This is a genomic window from Methylorubrum podarium, from assembly GCF_040270385.1.
In the GTDB taxonomy this organism is placed as follows: domain Bacteria; phylum Pseudomonadota; class Alphaproteobacteria; order Rhizobiales; family Beijerinckiaceae; genus Methylobacterium; species Methylobacterium podarium.
Map to the genome: position 1 here is coordinate 21,011 of NZ_JBELQE010000072.1, position 14,876 is coordinate 35,886.

The 14,876-nt window shown below is 69.3% G+C and carries 15 protein-coding genes; 12 read left to right on the top strand and 3 right to left on the bottom strand.

The genetic code is table 11. The annotated features are described in order from the left end of the window. Window positions 1–3: 3 nt before the first annotated feature. Entirely contained in the window at window positions 4–1,065 is a 1,062-nt protein-coding gene (locus ABS772_RS12355; protein ID WP_350394896.1) for a GSCFA domain-containing protein, read from the bottom strand. A gap of 47 nt (window positions 1,066–1,112) precedes the next feature. Here ABS772_RS12355 and ABS772_RS12360 point away from each other — a divergent pair, with 47 nt between their 5' ends. Further along, the gene (locus tag ABS772_RS12360) at window positions 1,113–2,138 is read left to right on the top strand and encodes a WcbI family polysaccharide biosynthesis putative acetyltransferase (RefSeq protein WP_350394898.1); all 1,026 of its coding nucleotides are present in this window, start codon (window positions 1,113–1,115) and stop codon (window positions 2,136–2,138) included. A 21-nt stretch (window positions 2,139–2,159) separates the two neighbouring features. Here ABS772_RS12360 and ABS772_RS12365 read toward each other — a convergent pair whose 3' ends face one another. Further along, entirely contained in the window at window positions 2,160–2,555 is a 396-nt protein-coding gene (locus tag ABS772_RS12365) for a response regulator (protein ID WP_350394900.1), read from the bottom strand. 103 nt (window positions 2,556–2,658) lie between these two features. Between ABS772_RS12365 and ABS772_RS12370 the strand changes: the two genes are divergently transcribed. The 11 genes from ABS772_RS12370 to ABS772_RS12420 all read left to right on the top strand — a co-directional run bounded on the left by ABS772_RS12370 (window position 2,659) and on the right by ABS772_RS12420 (window position 14,314). Further along, window positions 2,659–3,018 carry a hypothetical protein gene (locus ABS772_RS12370; protein WP_350394902.1) on the top strand — a complete coding sequence of 120 codons (360 nt, stop codon included), beginning with the start codon at window positions 2,659–2,661 and terminating at the stop codon, window positions 3,016–3,018. Window positions 3,019–3,394: 376 nt separating this feature from the next. Next, entirely contained in the window at window positions 3,395–3,907 is a 513-nt protein-coding gene (gene pal, locus ABS772_RS12375) for a peptidoglycan-associated lipoprotein Pal (RefSeq protein WP_238255838.1), read from the top strand. A gap of 173 nt (window positions 3,908–4,080) precedes the next feature. After that, window positions 4,081–5,106 (top strand): tol-pal system protein YbgF, encoded by a 1,026-nt coding sequence (gene ybgF, locus ABS772_RS12380; RefSeq protein ID WP_350394903.1) that lies wholly within the window; start codon window positions 4,081–4,083, stop codon window positions 5,104–5,106. Beyond that, complete coding sequence (tilS, locus tag ABS772_RS12385) at window positions 5,103–6,128, top strand: tRNA lysidine(34) synthetase TilS (protein ID WP_350394905.1); 1,026 nt, start codon at window positions 5,103–5,105, stop codon at window positions 6,126–6,128. The genes ybgF and tilS overlap by 4 nt, the downstream gene beginning before the upstream one ends. Window positions 6,129–6,265: 137 nt before the next feature. Beyond that, window positions 6,266–8,194, top strand: coding sequence for an ATP-dependent zinc metalloprotease FtsH (ftsH, locus tag ABS772_RS12390; RefSeq protein ID WP_238255835.1), 1,929 nt, complete (start codon window positions 6,266–6,268; stop codon window positions 8,192–8,194). Between the two features lie 115 nt (window positions 8,195–8,309). Further along, window positions 8,310–9,059: a sulfite exporter TauE/SafE family protein gene (locus ABS772_RS12395; protein WP_238255834.1), complete on the top strand. Its 750-nt coding sequence runs from the start codon at window positions 8,310–8,312 to the stop codon at window positions 9,057–9,059. A gap of 147 nt (window positions 9,060–9,206) precedes the next feature. Beyond that, window positions 9,207–10,547: a phosphoglucosamine mutase gene (gene glmM / locus ABS772_RS12400; protein WP_238255833.1), complete on the top strand. Its 1,341-nt coding sequence runs from the start codon at window positions 9,207–9,209 to the stop codon at window positions 10,545–10,547. Between the two features lie 316 nt (window positions 10,548–10,863). Beyond that, a complete protein-coding gene (locus ABS772_RS12405; RefSeq protein ID WP_350394908.1) occupies window positions 10,864–11,730 on the top strand; it encodes an outer membrane protein in 867 nt (288 codons plus the stop codon). Window positions 11,731–11,909: 179 nt separating this feature from the next. Further along, complete coding sequence (locus ABS772_RS12410) at window positions 11,910–12,770, top strand: outer membrane protein (protein ID WP_350394909.1); 861 nt, start codon at window positions 11,910–11,912, stop codon at window positions 12,768–12,770. A gap of 360 nt (window positions 12,771–13,130) precedes the next feature. After that, a complete protein-coding gene (locus ABS772_RS12415; protein ID WP_238255846.1) occupies window positions 13,131–14,030 on the top strand; it encodes an outer membrane protein in 900 nt (299 codons plus the stop codon). A 26-nt stretch (window positions 14,031–14,056) separates the two neighbouring features. Then, window positions 14,057–14,314, top strand: coding sequence for a hypothetical protein (locus ABS772_RS12420; RefSeq protein ID WP_350394911.1), 258 nt, complete (start codon window positions 14,057–14,059; stop codon window positions 14,312–14,314). A 7-nt stretch (window positions 14,315–14,321) separates the two neighbouring features. Here the strand turns inward: ABS772_RS12420 and ABS772_RS12425 are convergent, their stop codons facing one another. Continuing rightward, entirely contained in the window at window positions 14,322–14,870 is a 549-nt protein-coding gene (locus ABS772_RS12425; RefSeq protein ID WP_012457067.1) for an HNH endonuclease, read from the bottom strand. Window positions 14,871–14,876 lie beyond the last annotated feature (6 nt).

The window sequence follows — 14,876 nt, forward strand, 5'->3', positions numbered from 1 at the left end:
GCCTCAGGCGAGGCTGCGCTCGATCGTCTCCTCGTCGCAGATGACGCCCGCCGTGCCGGCGAATTCCGCCTCGCTGGCCGGGGACGGAGGCGGCTCCCGCCGCTCGACCGATCCGGGTGAGAGGCTCGCCATGAAGGCGCGCATCACGTGCGCGACGCCGGCCTCGGCGATGCTGCGCTGGTCCTCCTCGTAGTACCGTCCGCCGTTGGTGTGGCTCGTGATGATCTCGTAGGAGGGAAAGTAGACGAGCCGCGGGTCGCCGCGCTCGCACACCTCTCCGGCGGCGGCGCGCAGGACCGCCTTCGAATGCGCGTTCGCGACGAGCACGTGCTGGTCGCGGTAGGTCGCGATCAGCGGCACCGGCGAGACCGTCAGGACGACGCGCGCGGCGGCGTTCACGCTCCAGAGGCGGTCGAGGAAGCCGGAGACGTCAGCGATCACCTCCGCGGTGTTCGCGTTGACGAAGGCGACCTCGTCCGGATCGAACCGCCCGCCGGCGACACCTGGTGCGAGGGACAGCGCCGCCCCGTCGGCGCGGCAGCGCCAACCCTCGGTGAGGCCGAGCGTCACGACCAACACGTCGAGGGTCTCGAACAGCTCGCGGACGCGGGCGAGATGGTGGTCGCGGGCCTCGATCACCGCCGCCTCGTCAGCGAACCCGTCGGGCTCGATGGTCGGGCGGAACGGATCGACGAAGCGTCCGTCCTCCCGCCGCCACGCCTTGAGCTCCGGCTCGAAGGAGCCGAAGGCCCGGTCGAACAATTGCACGAACTGGCGGGGGCCGTAGAGATTGCCGTAGCGGGCCGAGAAGGTGCCGTACTGGCGCGCCGACACCTGGGCCTCGGTCATCCCGTCGGGCGCGGCTTCCGTGACGTAGTAGCGGAAACCACCGCGGGCGAGCGCCTGCGAGACGCGCTGCGCGAAACAGGAGCCGGCGGTCGCGACCCGGTCGGTGCGCGCGATTCGGAACACGTCGCGCGGGCCCGGATCGACGGCGAAGGGCGGCACGCCTGCCACCGCCTTGCGCCAGAACCGCTCGGCCGGTAGATCGCGGTAAGGGTTCATCGCCTGATCCGATCCTGCACGCCCGCCCGCGAGAGGCCGCGCGCCGCTTGGCCCCGCTCCCCGCCCTTTTCAAGCCGATCGTCCCGGTCGTCCAGGCCGCGGCAGCGCGCCCGTTCTCCCCGCGATCCTGGGCGAGACCGTGGCGGCAGCCGACGGGCCGCCCGCGCATCGCGGTGATCGGCAATTGCCAAGCCACCGGCATCGCGCAGGCCCTGCGCCTGCTGCTGCCGGGCGCCGCGGTCGAGACGATCCTCGTCGCCGGGCTCGCCCGCCGGTTCGGGCATATCGACCGGCTGGCGCACCATCTGCGGGACCACGATCTCGTCTTCTCGCAGTTCTTCCCCGTGGGCTTCGTCGCGGGCGGCAACGTCCACGGGCTGGCCGAGCGGGTGCCGGGCCTGCGGCTCTTCCCGACGATCCTGTTTTCCGGCTTCCACCCCGATCTCGTCCATGTCGGCGACGAGGCGAGCCTGCGCCTGTCGCGGCTCGTCGCCTCGCCGATCGGGCCGTATCACTCGGCGATTGCCCTTCAGGGTTTCCGCCGGGGCCTCAGCGTCGAGGCGACCCTGCGGCTCTATACCGGCGCCGTCTTCGAGCGGCTCGGCTATTTCGACCTGTGGCAGCGGAGCGCGGACTACCTGCTGCGCACCGCCCGCGACGTCGGGTTCGGCCTCGACCGGGAATTCGCGCTGTGGAGCCGGGGCGGCGTGTTCATGCACGTCATCAACCACCCGCGGCTTCTCGTGCTCGGCGACATCGCCCGGCGCCTCGCCCGCGAGGCGGGCTGCGATCCGCTCGATATCCAGGTCGAGGCTTACGCGCCCGACACCCTGGCGATCGAGCCGGTCTGGCCGGTCCTGCCGGGGATCGCCGAGCGCTACGGCGTGGCGGGTTCGAACCTGTTCAAGGGGGACGGCCGGCGCGCTCCGCCGCGCCTGCTCGACCTGCCCGATTTCGTGGCCGAGAGTTTCGCGCTCTACGCGCGGCACCGGCCGCAGGATCTCACCTGCACGCGCCTTGAGACCTGGGGAACGGAGCCGGACATCCGCGCACTCTTCGACGCGGCGGCATAGCGCGATCCGGCGCGCACGCGTTCAGCCGGCGGCGCGGCCCCTGCCTTCGCCGGGGCGCCCGGCCATCAGGCTGGCGAGCTCCACGATCTCCCGCGTTTCGAACGGCTTGCGGAGATAGTAGCTGCCCGGAACCGTCCGGCTCTCGATCTGCGGCGCCGTCGAGGCATAGACGACCGGCCGCTGCGGATGACGCTCGCGATAGGCCCTCGCGACGGTCCAGCCGTCGATGAGGCCCGGCAGGACGATGTCGGTGAACAGCCAATCGATGGACTCGCCCCCGTCCCGCAGCACCGTGAGCGCGGCCTCGCCGCTGGACGCCGCCAGCACGCGCATGCCCTCGCGCTCGCACAGCCGCGTCAGCATCTCCAACAACAGGTAATTGTCCTCGACGATGAGCACGGTCGTGACGGACGACATGGCCCTTATCCAATTTCGGGGTGTGCTCATCACACGGTCGAACGGTTAATGCTTCGTTAACTCGACTGCTGCATACCAATCTTTCGCAAAGCCGAGCAATGAAATGAACCAGCCCGCCGCGCATCGGCCCGGCTCCGCCCCGATGGCCGCCTTCGATGCCGACGCTCTCGCCGAGCTGGAGGAGCTGTTCGGCCGGTCCCGCCTCATGGACCTGCTCGACGTCCTCGACCGCGAGATCGCGAATCGCTTCGATCCGCCCGCGAGCGAGCCGTCGCGGCTGGCTCAGGACGCGCACATCCTCGTCTCGTCGAGCGGCGGGCTCTCCTTCCACGATCTGTCGGGGGCCTGTGCGGCCCTGGAGCGGGCCTGCCTCAGCGGAGCGGAGATCGCGGTGCCGCTCGGAACCGCCATCCACGCCGCCCGCCATGCGCGGCAGGCGATCGCGACCCTGCGCGCGGCCTGACGACCGCGCTGTTGCTGCGCTGCAACATCAAAGGGTAAAGCGGCGCGTTCTAGGTCTGCGCCCACGGCGCGCCGCAATCATCGGCTGAACACTGGCCCCGGTTGCGGCCGAGCTTGTCACGGTCGCGATCGCACCGTGTCGTCCGCGCGAGGAGGCGACCCGTCTCACGGGCAGACAGCGGCGCGGGCGCCACTGTGAGGGACACTTAACCATCCTCGGCTAGCATCGGGGATGAGCAAGCCCTCGGCCGACGCAAAACGCGTGCGGTGACCGAGGCCTCATCCACGCAGGAACTCGGAGCCGGCCCCGATCGCCGAACGATCGTGGCGGGCACCGGCAGAACAACCGGCACGGCTCGGCCGTGAGGAGAGAGACGATGTCGACACCCGCGCGCTTCCGTGGGCTTTCCCTGACGCTGGCACTCTGCGCCGCCCTCGGGCTCGGCGCCTGCAGCAAGGACAGCGATCTCGCCGACGCCTCCGGCTTCGGAGCGGGCGGCGCCGGCGGCGTGGCACGCCCCGGCAGCGCCCAGGATTTCGTCGTGAATGTCGGCGACCGGGTGTTCTTCGAATCCGACTCGACCGATCTCACGCCGACCGCCACCGCGACCCTCGACAAGCAGGCGTCCTGGCTCCAGCGCTATCCGCGCTACAGCTTCCTCATCGAGGGGCACGCCGACGAGCGCGGCACGCGCGAGTACAACTACTCGCTCGGTGCCCGGCGCGCGCAGACCGTTCAGGATTATCTCGCCTCCCGCGGCATTGCGGCCTCGCGGATGCGCACCGTCTCCTACGGCAAGGAGCGTCCGGTGGCGGTGTGCAACGACATCTCCTGCTGGTCGCAGAACCGCCGCGCCGTCAGCGTCCTCGACGGCGGCGCCGGCTCCTGAGACCCGTCGAGGCCCGGTTTTGCGGCCGACCGGGCCTTCTGCTAACGGGTGAGCGTGCCTCGTCGAATTCCCGGTGATCCACCGGAGCCGCTCTCGCCGCGATGGCGGGGCGGGCGGTTCGTGAGAGGCGCGAAGACGGCCGCGAGCCAGTAGACCGATCGGTGCCAGCCGCCATGTTCCGTCGCCTCCTCCTCACCCTCGGACTCGGTCTCGCGGTCTCGTCGGCTGCCCTGTGCGCCGCGCAGGCGCAGGACGCCTCGGAACTCGTGGTGCGCCTCAACCGCCTGGAGAACGTCTCCCGGCAGCTCTCCGGGCAGATCGAGACGCTCCAGTACGAGAACCGGCAGCTCAAGGAACAGCTTCGGAAGTTCCAGGAGGATGTCGAGTTCCGCTTCCAGGAAGGGAAGGGGAGCGCCGCCGCCCCCGCCCGCAAGGCGCCCGCGCCCGCCGCGTCGCCGCCCTCCGCCGCGCCCTACGGCACCAATCCCGGCGAGGGCCGGCCGGGCAAGCGCAGCGATGCCTTCGATCCCGAGCAGAACCCGAACGCGCCGGGCGCTCCGAAGCCGCTCGGGACGACGCAGCCCTCGCTCCCGCTGCCCACCGGCGCCATCGCCGAGGCCGAGACGCCCCTGCGCCGGTCCGTTCCGCCGACGGTGGCGGACGCGGATGCAGGCGCTTCCGACGACATGGACCTGCCGCCGCCCGGCTTCGGCGGCCCGGTCGATCTCTCGCCCCCGCCCGCGCGCACCGGCTCGATCGAGCCGGTCGAGGTGCCCGCCGCCGGCGCCAGCATCGCCGCCACCGGCAGCGGCGACGCGCAGGCCGATTTCGAGGCGGCCTACACCCTGATCCGCGAGCGCCAGTACGAGCAGGCCGAGATGAGCCTGCGCCAGTTCATCCAGTCGCATCCCCGCGACCGGCTGGTGCCCAAGGCGACCTACTGGCTCGGTGAGAGCTACCTCCAGCGCAACCGCTCCCGCGAGGCGGCGGAGCAGTTCCTCAAGGTCTCGACCGATTACGCCAACTCGCCCGTCGCCCCGGAGGCGATGCTGAAGCTCGGCGCCTCCCTGCACGCGCTCGGGGCCAAGGCTCAGGCCTGCGCCACGCTCGCCGAGGTCGAGCGGAAGTTCCCGGGTGCGGGCGCCGGCGTGCGCCAGGGTGTCGAGCGGGAGCAGAAGCGCGCCCGCTGCGCCGCTTGAGCGACGCGCCCGCGTCCCTCGACGAACGGCTCGCCCGCGCCCTTGCCCCGCTCCTCGACAGGGCGACGTCTTCCATCCTGCTCGCGGTCTCCGGCGGGCCTGATTCCACGGCACTGATGCATGCGGCCCGCTCGGCGGGGGGGCGGGTCCAGGTCGCCACCGTCGATCACGGGCTGCGGGCGGGATCGGCCGCGGAGGCGGAAGGGGTCGGGCGCCTCGCGGCCGAACTCGGTCTCGTCCACACGATCCTGACCTGGGAGGCGCCGCGGCGCGACAGCGGGATCCAGGCGGCGGCGCGCGACGCCCGCTACCGGCTCCTCGCGGACCATGCCGCCCGGATCGGCGCCGGGCTCGTTCTCACCGCGCACACCCTCGACGATCAGGCCGAGACCGTCCTGATGCGGCTCATGGCCGGAAGCAGCCCGTCCGGCCTCGCCGGAATGCGCGGCGAACGCCCGCTGGCGCCGGGCATCCGGCTGGTGCGGCCCTTCCTCGACATCCCGAAGATCGACCTCGTGGCCTATTGCGAGCGGAACGGTCTTCCGTTCCTGCGCGATCCCTCCAACGCCGACGAGCGCTTCGCCCGCGCCCGCTTGCGTCGCCTCCTGCCCCTGCTGGAGGAGGAGGGCCTGACCGCGGCACGAATCGGCCGTCTCGCCGCCCGCGCCGGGCGGGACGACGCGGCGCTGGAGCAGCTTAGTCAGACAGTGTTCTCGGAGATCGCGGCGAGCAGCGAAGGCGGGCTCCACCTCGACGGTCACCGCCTGCGCCGCGAGCCGGAAGCGATCGTCCTGCGCGTCCTCGACGCGGCGCTCGACGGGATCGCGCCGGACCACGAGCCACCCGTCCCGAAGCGCCTGGAACGGCTCGAAACCCTTGTTCTCGAAGCGCTGCTGCCGGCCCTGGCCGAGGGGAGGGCGCTGCGCCGCACCCTTCGCGGCGTCCTCATCGAGACCGACCGGAAGGGGGCGATCCGCCTCGCCGCCGCCCCGCCGCGCAGGGTATTCGCGAAGCGCCGCTGACGCGACGCGGTCGCCCTCGCCGCAGGCGCAACCGATTTACTTGGCAACCGAAGGGGCGCCGCCTACATTGGCTCCGAGCGCGTGGGGTATGCCGCGACCTTGCGGGACGACGCTCGCACGCCTCCCAGGACCGATCGATGAACCCGAATTTCCGCAATTTCGCCCTGTGGGTCGTCATCTTCCTGCTTGTGCTCGCCCTCGTGACCCTGTTCCAGAACCCGGGTCACCGTGGCGGCGGCAGCGAGATCGCCTACAGCCAGCTCCTGAACGACGCCGATGCCGGCAAGATCCAGTCCGTCACGATCTCCGGTCAGGACGTCAGCGGCACGTATGTGGGCGGCGGCAACTTCTCGAGCTACATCCCCAACGATCCGAGCCTCGTTTCGAAGCTCCAGAGCAAAGGCGTGCAGATCACCGCGCGTCCGCCCTCCGACAACACGCCCTGGTTCATCCAGCTTCTCGTGAGCTGGCTGCCGATCCTCGTGTTCATCGGCGCCTGGATCTTCCTCTCGCGCCAGATGCAGTCCGGCGCAGGCCGCGCCATGGGGTTCGGCAAGTCGAAGGCCAAGCTCCTCAACGAGGCGCATGGGCGCGTCTCCTTCGAGGATGTGGCCGGCGTCGAGGAGGCCAAGGAGGATCTGCAAGAGATCGTCGAGTTCCTGCGCGACCCGCAGAAGTTCCAGCGCCTCGGCGGCCGCATCCCGCGCGGCGTGCTGCTCGTCGGCCCGCCCGGCACCGGTAAGACCCTGATCGCCCGCGCGGTCGCGGGTGAGGCCAACGTGCCGTTCTTCACGATCTCGGGCTCCGACTTCGTCGAGATGTTCGTCGGCGTCGGCGCCTCCCGCGTGCGCGACATGTTCGAGCAGGCCAAGAAGAACGCGCCCTGCATCATCTTCATCGACGAGATCGACGCGGTCGGCCGCCATCGCGGCGCCGGCCTGGGCGGCGGCAACGACGAGCGCGAGCAGACCCTCAACCAGCTCCTCGTGGAGATGGACGGGTTCGAGGCCAACGAGGGCGTAATCATCATCGCGGCGACCAACCGCCCCGACGTGCTCGACCCGGCGCTGCTGCGTCCCGGCCGCTTCGACCGCCAGATCATGGTGCCGAACCCGGACGTCACCGGCCGCGAGCGCATCCTGCGGGTCCACGTCCGCAAAGTGCCGCTGGCGCCCGACGTCGACCTCAAGACCATCGCCCGCGGCACGCCCGGCTTCTCCGGTGCCGACCTGATGAACCTCGTCAACGAGTCCGCCCTTCTCGCGGCTCGTCGCGGAAAACGCATCGTGACGATGCACGAGTTCGAGGACGCCAAGGACAAGGTGATGATGGGCGCCGAGCGGCGCACCCTGGTCATGACCGAGGACGAGAAGCGGCTGACCGCCTACCACGAGGGCGGCCACGCCATCGTCGCGCTCAACGTCCCGGCGACCGATCCGGTCCACAAGGCCACGATCATTCCGCGCGGCCGTGCGCTGGGCATGGTCATGCAGCTGCCCGAGCGCGACAAGCTGTCGATGTCGTTCGAGCAGATGACCTCGCGGCTCGCCATCATGATGGGCGGGCGCATCGCCGAGGAGATGATCTTCGGCCCCGAGAAGGTGACCTCGGGCGCCCAGTCCGACATCGAGCAGGCGACGCGGCTGGCCAAGATGATGGTCACCCGCTGGGGCTTCTCGCCGGAACTCGGCACCGTGGCCTACGGCGACAACAACGATGAGGTCTTCCTCGGCATGTCGATGGGCCGTCAGCAGACGGTCTCGGAGGCGACCGCCCAGAAGATCGACGCCGAGGTTCGCCGCCTCGTCGAGGCCGGCCTGGAAGAGGCGCGCCGCATCCTCGCCGAGCACAAGGACGACCTGGAAGCGCTGGCGCAGGGCCTGCTCGAATACGAGACCCTGTCCGGCGAGGAGATCCGCAAGCTGCTCCAGGGCGAGCCGCCGGTGCGCGATTCGGGCGACGTGCCGCCGACCCCGGCGCGCGGGTCGCCGGTTCCCTCGACCGGTCGCGGCCGCCCCCGCGGCAGCGACGGCGGGCTGGAGCCGAGCCCGCAGCCGCAGGGCTGAACGGCCGATCGGACAGGGAAGGGGGCGCCGCGAGGCGCCCCTTTTTTCGTGGCCGCATAATCCCGCGGGATCGACGGCCCACACCACCTCTCGAACCACGGACGGAACGGCGACGATGCCGAGTTCGGTCTACCTGATCGTCGCCCTCGGCGCGGCCGTCGCCGGCTTCGTGCAGGGATTGTCCGGCTTCGCCTTCGGCCTCGTCGCCATGTCGATCTGGGCGTGGGTCATCGATCCCCAGCTCGCGGCCGCCCTCGCCGTCACCGGGGCTCTCGCCGGTCAGGTCGTCGCCGCCGTGACCGTGCGTCGGGGCTTCGCGGTCGGGTTGCTGGCGCCGTTCGTGCTCGGCGGCCTCGCCGGCATCCCGCTCGGCGCTTTCCTGCTGCCGCATCTCGACATGCACTGGTTCAAGGCGATCCTCGGGACCCTCCTCGTCCTGTGGTGCCCGGCGATGCTGCTGTCGAAGGATCTGCCGCGGATCACCGTCGGCGGACGCATCGCCGACGCCGCCATCGGCCTCGGCGGCGGCATCCTCGGCGGTCTCGGCGGATTCACGGGCACGCTGCCGACGCTCTGGTGCACGCTCCGCGGCTACGAGCGGGATGTGCAGCGCGCGGTCATCCAGAACTTCAACCTGTCGATGCTGGCCGTGACGCTGGCGGTCTACGTCGCCTCCGGCCTCGTCACCTGGACCATGCTGCCGATGATCCTGGTAGTCCTGCCGGCCATGCTGATCCCGACGATTCTCGGCACCCGCGCCTATGTCGGATTGAGCGAAGCCGGCTTCCGCAGGCTCGTCCTCGGGCTTCTCACCGTCTCGGGCATCGCCCTGCTCGTCTCGGCCGCCCCGCAGGTTCTTCGCTAACGGCGGCGGAAGGCGGCCGGTCGCCCCATTTCGACCGCCTTTGTCGCGGAGCAACCGATTCACCAAGCCCGCGTTCCGCTCCGCCGGCCGGGTCCTGTTCTGGTAACGTGGCCAGCTGCCAGCCACGCCGAGCGCGGAGAAGCGACGTTGCGCAAACACTTCGGAACCGACGGCATCCGCGGACGGGCCAACGGCGTCATCACGCCGGAACTCGCCCTCAAGGTCGGGCAGGCCGCGGGCCTGATCTTCCAGCGCGGCGACCACCGCCACCGCGTCGTCATCGGCAAGGACACCCGGCTGTCGGGCTACATGATCGAGACCGCGCTCGTGGCCGGCTTCACCTCCGTCGGCATGGACGTGCTGCTCCTGGGGCCGATGCCGACGCCCGCCGTCGCGATGCTGACCCGTTCCATGCGCGCCGATATCGGCGTGATGATCTCGGCCTCGCACAACCCGTTCGAGGACAACGGCATCAAGCTGTTCGGCCCCGACGGGTTCAAGCTCAACGACGATCTGGAGCTCGAGATCGAGAGCCTGATCGACGGCGACATGCGCCGCCGCCTCGCCGGCTCGCGCGACCTCGGCCGCGCCAAGCGGATCGAGAGCGTGCATGCCCGCTACATCGAGTTCGCCAAGCGCACGCTGCCGCGCCACGTCACCCTCGACGGCCTGCGCGTCGTCGTGGACTGCGCCAACGGCGCCGCCTACCGCGTCGCCCCGGAGACCCTCTGGGAACTCGGCGCCGAGGTGATCTCCATCGGCGTCGAGCCCGACGGCTTCAACATCAACCAGGATGTCGGTTCCACCGCCCCGGAGACCCTCGTCCAGAAGGTGCGGGAGCTGCGCGCCGATGTCGGCATCGCCCTCGACGGCGACGCGGACCGCGTGCTGATCGTCGATGAGAAGGGCCAGAAGGTCGACGGCGACCAGCTCATGGCGGCGGTGGCGCGCTCGTGGAAGGAAGACGAGCGCCTCACCCAACCGGGCCTGGTGGCGACGATCATGTCGAATCTCGGCCTCGAACGCTTCATCAACGGCCTCGGCCTGACGCTCGCCCGCACCGCTGTCGGCGACCGCTACGTGCTCGAACACATGCGCGAGCACGGCTACAATCTCGGCGGAGAGCAGTCCGGCCACATCATCATGTCGGACTACGCGACCACGGGCGACGGGCTCGTCGCCGCCCTGCAGCTCCTCAGCGTCGTCAAGCGCCGCAACCTCCCGGTGAGCGAGGTCTGCCACTGCTTCGAGCCGCTGCCGCAGATCCTCAAGAATGTCCGCTTCCGTTCCGGCGAGCCGTTGCGGGCGGATTCGGTCGTCACGGCCATCGCCCACGCCAAGGACCGGCTCGGCCAGTCGGGCCGCCTCGTGATCCGTCCCTCCGGCACCGAGCCAGTCATCCGCGTGATGGCCGAGGGCGACGACCGCGACCTCGTCGCGGAGGTCGTCGACGAGGTGGTCGACGCCGTCACCCGCGCGGCGGCCTGAGCCGCCCCTCCCGACACGATCCCGCTTCGCCTCGAAGCGGGAGCGAAGCACGCGGACATCGCCGGACCCGGGATCGGTCCGGCGACGCGCAGGGCGTGTAAAGTTCGAGGGCGGAGCGGAGCCGCGAGGCAATTTCCGGCCGGGTCGCACAATCGGCGATTGGTATTGATTTCCCGCCGCTTTGCCGATCGATGAAACAGATCGGCAAGACTAATTTTTTACGTTAAGTCGGGCTTAACCTCCATACAACATCCTTGCACTCGCATTTCGGGCCGGCCTGACCTTTCGGCGCGCTCGACGGGTGAAGGATATCTTAATGCGCCGCCGCTCCATAATTCCCGCATTGGCGCGCACTCTTACGCTCCTCGCGGGCGTCGGGGTGCCCTGCCTTGCACAAGCCGCCGACCTGCTGCCGCCACCGCCCCCCATGCCCGCGCCGTTGCCCGAACCGGAGGTGTTCGCCGGCGGCTGGTACCTGCGTGTCGATGGCGGCTACGGCTCGCTCGACCTGCGCAAGAGCATCGCCGAGGACGTTTCGTATCCGTCCAAGCCGTACGAATACGCCGTCGTGCAGGACAAGGTCTCGAACCAATACTTCGTCGGCGGCGGCGTCGGCTATCAGATCAATCCGTGGCTGCGCGTCGATGCGACCGGTGAGTACCGGTTCCGCAGCAAGTGGAGCTTCGCGACCGAGGACAAGACCTTCGGCGATACCGGCGGCTACAACGTCACGAGCGGCAAGTTCGACTCCATCGTCGGCCTCGCCAACGGCTACATCGATCTCGGAACGTGGTACGGCGTCACGCCGTTCGTCGGCGCCGGCGTCGGTGTCGCCCACCACAGCTTCGGCGGCGTGACCGACAAGGGCTACGGCGCCTACGAGGGCGGCTACGGGATCGGCCGCCACAACGAGCGGACGAACTTCGCCTGGGCGCTGCACGCCGGTCTCGGCTACGCCATCTCGCAGAACGTCCGGTTCGAGGCCGCCTATCGCTACCTTAACATGGGCGAGGCCACGACCGGCGTCGTCACCTGCGCGCCGGACTGCCCGAAGACGGTCTACCGCGTGAAGGAACTCGAGTCGCACGACGTCAAGGTCGGTCTGCGCTACATGTTCGGCGCGCCCGTCGCGGTCGCCGCCGTCGATTACGCGCCGCCTCCGCCTCTCGTGCGCAAGTACTGATCGCTCCCGTTCAGCGACCAGCACCCAAACGGCGCGGACCCTCTCCGCGCCGTTTCTGTTTTCGACGAAGCGCGAACCCGGCCGGTTAAGGTTAAGCCGATTATAACTTTTATCGGGAAGACTGGCGGTCAATCGAGGCGCGGGCTCTTCCTGCCGCCGCACCTCCGACGAGGCTTCCCATGATTGCATCGCATCGTCTGGCGCTGGCGGCCACGCTCGCGACCGGCACGCTCCTTGGACTCCTGACCGGTACCTTCGCCTTCCCCGGCACGGCCACGGCGGCGGATCTGCCGCCGCTGCCGCCGCCCCCGGTCGAGGTCGCTCCGGTGACCATCGGCAGCGGCTGGTACCTCCGCGGCGACTTCACCCAGACCTGGTACGAGCATCCCCGCGACGACGCGATCCCCGATCCGAGCGATCCGGGCATGCCGCCGCTGGTTGGGCTGCGGCTGAGCTCGGAAGCGGGTTACGGCGGCGGCGTCGGCTACCAGATCAATCCGTGGCTGCGCGTCGACGCGACGATCGACCAGCGCGGCGCCTCGTCCTTCCGCGGCTACTCCTCGCGCTCGGTGTTCCAGACCGGCTACAACCTCGAGGCCGGCAAGGTCGACGTGCTGACGGGGCTCGTCAACGTCTACGCCGATATCGGAACGTGGTACGGCTTCACGCCCTACGTCGGTGCCGGCGTCGGCTTTGCCGACAAGCGCATGAGCCGCAACTACACGCAGACGACCTGCGTGATCGACGGCTGTGACGGGGCCGCCGGCACGGGTCCGCGCAACGCCGCCTTCCGCGCCAACCACTCGGTCACGACCTTCGCCTGGGCCCTGACCGCCGGTGTCTCTTACGAGATCGGCGCCGGCTTCAGCCTCGACGCGGCCTATCGCTACATCAATCTCGGCAAGGTCCGCAGCGGGCTGGACGAGTATGGCGGCCTCACCCGCGTGAAGGATCTGGCGGCCAACGAGTTCCGGGTCGGCCTGCGCTACCGCTTCGCCGACAGCCTGCTCTCGCCCTCCGCCCAGAACTTCGGCAACTGAGCCGATCGAACCTGTCTCTCGATACCGTACGGCGTCCGGGGTGAAACCCGGGCGCCGTTTCTGCTTGAGCCGCTTCGAGAGACACCATCCCGGAAGGCCGCCTGCCGATGCGCGATCACGGACGCCGCCGGCCGTCGATCCGAACTCCCGAGCGGCGTGTCATGCGGCTTCCGGTCGATCACTTGGGGTTTGGTCCCACTCCGTCGTCCCAAGGCGGAGCCGAAGCCATCAACGGCAAACGGTACCAATCATCCCGGGACGCCATTCCATGTTGATCCGGCACGGAAAATTAAGGTTACCGAATTAGAACGGAGGGGTCAGCCCGGCGCGATGACGGCCCGGTGCGTGAGGACGACGACGATGCGTATCGCGACCCTGGCTCTTCTGACTTCCGTTCTGGTGTCACCTGCTCTCGCGGCCGATCTCGACTACGGCGTTCTGCGCGGCGCCGACGACGATTACCTCGAATCGGCTCCGTTGATCGACTGGAGTGGGTTCTATGTCGGCGGACATGGCGGCTACTCGTCGGCGGCCCTGGGATTCACCAACGCGTTCCAGCCGATCGTCGCGAATGCGCTCCGGAACACGGTGGCCGAGGTCGAGATGGGCGCGTCTCAGTATCTCGCGACGCGTGCGACCCATTCCGGCGGCGCCAGCTACGGCGTGTTCGCCGGCGTCAACTACCAGTTCGACGATGTCGTCGCCGGCCTCGAAGCCGACTACACGTATTTCGGACGGTCGGGCTCTTCTTTCGACCAAATCGCCCGCTTCCGGATCACGAACGATGGCTTCCTCACCACCGTCGCTCTGAAAGGCCAAGCGAGCACGGAAATCGAGGATTACGGAACCGTCCGAGGCCGCCTCGGCTACGCGTTCGGAAGCTTCCTCCCGTACATCACCGGCGGCCTCGCGGTCGGCCGGGCAACGGTCAGCGATACGGTTTCGGTTCAGAATTACGCCTACGACAACAACGCCTATAGCGCCAACCAGACCGGCGGCACGACGACCTACGTCAAGAACTACGGCTACTCCTGGTTCAGTCAGTCCAATCCCCCCGGCAGCATTCCGGCGCCCGGCACGATCTACGGGGCGACGAAGAAGGTCACGGTCGTCGGCCTCGCCGTCGGTGGCGGCATCGAATACGCCATCACGTCGAACTTCCTGCTGCGCGGCGAGTACCAATACGTCCTGTTCAACGACTTCCAGGGACACAAGGCCGAGCTGAACACCGTGCGCGGTGGCGCCGCCATCAAATTCTGAACCGCCTGACCCATCGAAGGGCCGACATGCGCCACCTGCTTCCGCTCGCCGCCCTCGGTCTTGCCGGCTTCGCCACGGCACCCGCCTATGCGGAGGCGGGCGGGCACATCCGGCGCGCGGCACCGCGACCCGCCGTCTCGATACTCCCGCCGGAGATGCCCTATCGCGATCCGCGCCCGCGCTTCCGCGCACGACCGCCGGTCGAGCGGTTTGCCGTCCGGGGCTACCTGCCGCGGCCGACCAACCAGCCGATGTTCAACGAGCCGCCGCAGCCGCTGCGCTGACGCGCGCTCAGCTGTCGAGCTCGCTGTCCCAGTAGAGATAGTCGAGCCAGGTGTGGTGATACTGGCGGTGGTCGAACTCCGGCTGGCGGCGGTGCAGTTCGTGGCGCGTCGGCCGGTGCGGCTCGTTGAGGAGGGGCATCTCCGCCTCGTCCGGCGTGCGGTTGGCCTTGCGCAGGTTGCACGGCGAACAGGCCGCCACGACGTTTTCCCAGGTGGACAGGCCGCCGCGGGAGCGCGGCACGACGTGGTCGAAGGTGAGGCCGCCCGAGGGCAGACGCAGGCCACAATATTGGCAGGTGAAGGTGTCGCGCAGGTAGATGTTGTAGCGCGTGAAGGCCGGGCTGCGGGCGAGCGCCACGTAGCTCTTGAGGGCGACGACGCTCGGCACCTTGAGGGAGCGGCTCGGACTGTGCGCCTCGATGTCGTAGTTCGCGACCAGGGTGACGCGGTCGAGGAACAGGGCCGTGAATGCGTCCTTCCAGGACCACAACGAGAGCGGATTGTAGGAAAGCGGCCGGTAATCCGCGTTGAGCACCAGGGTTTGCAGATCGATCATCGACGC

Coding starts and splice junctions, on each gene's coding strand:
- ABS772_RS12355 (WP_350394896.1), bottom strand. CDS start 1,065: ATGAACCCTTACCGCGATCTACCGGCCGAGCGGTTCTGGCGCAAGGCG.
- ABS772_RS12365 (WP_350394900.1), bottom strand. CDS start 2,555: ATGTCGTCCGTCACGACCGTGCTCATCGTCGAGGACAATTACCTGTTG.
- ABS772_RS12370 (WP_350394902.1), top strand. CDS start 2,659: ATGAACCAGCCCGCCGCGCATCGGCCCGGCTCCGCCCCGATGGCCGCC.
- pal (WP_238255838.1), top strand. CDS start 3,395: ATGTCGACACCCGCGCGCTTCCGTGGGCTTTCCCTGACGCTGGCACTC.
- ybgF (WP_350394903.1), top strand. CDS start 4,081: ATGTTCCGTCGCCTCCTCCTCACCCTCGGACTCGGTCTCGCGGTCTCG.
- ftsH (WP_238255835.1), top strand. CDS start 6,266: ATGAACCCGAATTTCCGCAATTTCGCCCTGTGGGTCGTCATCTTCCTG.
- ABS772_RS12395 (WP_238255834.1), top strand. CDS start 8,310: ATGCCGAGTTCGGTCTACCTGATCGTCGCCCTCGGCGCGGCCGTCGCC.
- ABS772_RS12405 (WP_350394908.1), top strand. CDS start 10,864: ATGCGCCGCCGCTCCATAATTCCCGCATTGGCGCGCACTCTTACGCTC.
- ABS772_RS12410 (WP_350394909.1), top strand. CDS start 11,910: ATGATTGCATCGCATCGTCTGGCGCTGGCGGCCACGCTCGCGACCGGC.
- ABS772_RS12415 (WP_238255846.1), top strand. CDS start 13,131: ATGCGTATCGCGACCCTGGCTCTTCTGACTTCCGTTCTGGTGTCACCT.
- ABS772_RS12420 (WP_350394911.1), top strand. CDS start 14,057: ATGCGCCACCTGCTTCCGCTCGCCGCCCTCGGTCTTGCCGGCTTCGCC.
- ABS772_RS12425 (WP_012457067.1), bottom strand. CDS start 14,870: ATGATCGATCTGCAAACCCTGGTGCTCAACGCGGATTACCGGCCGCTT.